Consider the following 1,887-nt stretch of genomic DNA (forward strand, 5'->3'; position numbering starts at 1 on the left):
GGTCAGGCGTGACCAACAATCCGGTGCTTGCCGGAACAGGAAACGATCTTTACATTTACGGGTCGTTGATCTTGTCCGCTAACATGACGTTCAATTATGCAGGACGTGTTTATTTAAAGTCAACTGCAGCCGGCAACAATATTTTTACAGCAGGTGTACCACTTGATAATAACGATATCTATTTTTACGGATCAGGCGGTGGATGGACACTGATTGATGATCTGAATCTGGGGTCGGAGACGCTTTACCTGATGGAAGGTGCACTGAATACAAACAATCAGAATGTAGTGGCCGGCATCTTTAATTCAAACTATTCAGGTAATACCAGGGCGCTGAATCTTGGCTCATCCGAAATTGCACTCTCTTCAACTTCAGATCAGGCGCTACGTTTTGATCCCACCGGTATGACTTTCGATGCAGGGACTTCATTGATTCGCTTTACGGGGGCAGGTTCGGGCATGTACAATGTTAGCGGCAGCGGATTGGCTTTTCATGACGTGGTTTTTGAGGCTTTGACAGGTACCGTTAATGTTTACAACAATGGCAGTTTCAATGATATTGTGTTCAACAGTGCCGGTACAAGCAACCTCCGTTATGGTAACACAGTAAACAGTGTCATTTTTAATGGCAATGGCAATATCTATGACAATAACAACAACATCAATACCTTAGTATTCAATGGGGATGGATGGATCAGAAGTACTTCTGCAACCTCCAACAATATTTTTGGCCATGTTACCATGAACGGCAATGGAGTTATCAATGGCTCGAACGAATTTGGAACACTTGTCTTTTCAGCAGGTAAGCAATATACCCTCCAGTATGCACGTACCCAAACCATCCTTAATGATCTGATTGCAGAAGGTGCCGAAACAGAGGTGATCAACATTATTTCATCTTCGGCAGGTAACGTTTCTACTTTTTACAAAGATGGCGACCCTGTGGTGGTGAATTATGTTTCGTTAAAGGACAATGCCGCTGCCGGTAGTGCAACATTCACCGCCAATAACTCTATTGATCTGGGAAATAATCCAAACTGGATCATCAATGCTCCCGGAGGGAAAGATTTTTATTGGATCGGCGGAACGGGCAACTGGGACAATCCGGCCAACTGGTCGCTTTCCAGTGGAGGGCCTGCCGGTACTGGCATTCCAACGGTACTGGATAATGTGTTTTTCGATGGCAATTCATTTAGTGCGCCTGGCCAGGTAGTGACGCTGATCGGAGATGCTTCCAATAATGTCCGTTTTATCAATATGAACTGGACGGGTGCTACCAATAATCCCACACTGGCAGGCGCCGCTGGGATTAATCTGCGTATTCACGGCTCGCTCACCCTGATTCCCGATATGATTTATAATGTACTGGGGCCGGTTTATTTCCACGCTACCGAACCCGGGCAAACCATTACAACAGCAGGAGTTGTACTGGATAAAAACAACATGTATTTTAGCGGTGATGGCGGCGAATGGACTTTGCAGGATGAATTGAATATTGGAACCCGAACTTTATTCCTGGAATTTGGGACATTAAATACCAACAATCAGAATGTAGTGGCCGGCATTTTTAATTCAGATTTTTCAGGTAATGCCAGAGCGCTGAATCTTGGCTCATCCGAAATTACACTCTCTTCAACTTCAGATCAGGCGTTGCGTTTTCATCCCACCGGTATGACTTTCGATGCAGGGACTTCATTGATTCGCTTTACGGGTGCGGGTTCAGGCATGTACAATGTTAGCGGAAGCGGATTGGCTTTTCATGATGTGGTTTTTGAGGCTTTGACAGGTACCGTTAATGTTTACAATAATGGCAGTTTCAATGATATTGTGTTCAACAGTGCCAGTACAAGTACTCTCCGTTATGGTAACACAGTAAACAGTGTCATAT

General features: G+C 44.7%; 1 protein-coding gene. It reads left to right on the forward strand.

The annotated features are described in order from the left end of the window. Positions 1–1,887 (forward strand): hypothetical protein (locus IH598_15785; GenBank protein ID MBE0639979.1); only part of this gene is annotated, 1,887 nt, incomplete at both ends.

It is taken from the genome of Bacteroidales bacterium, assembly GCA_014860585.1.
Classification (GTDB): domain Bacteria; phylum Bacteroidota; class Bacteroidia; order Bacteroidales; family 4484-276; genus RZYY01.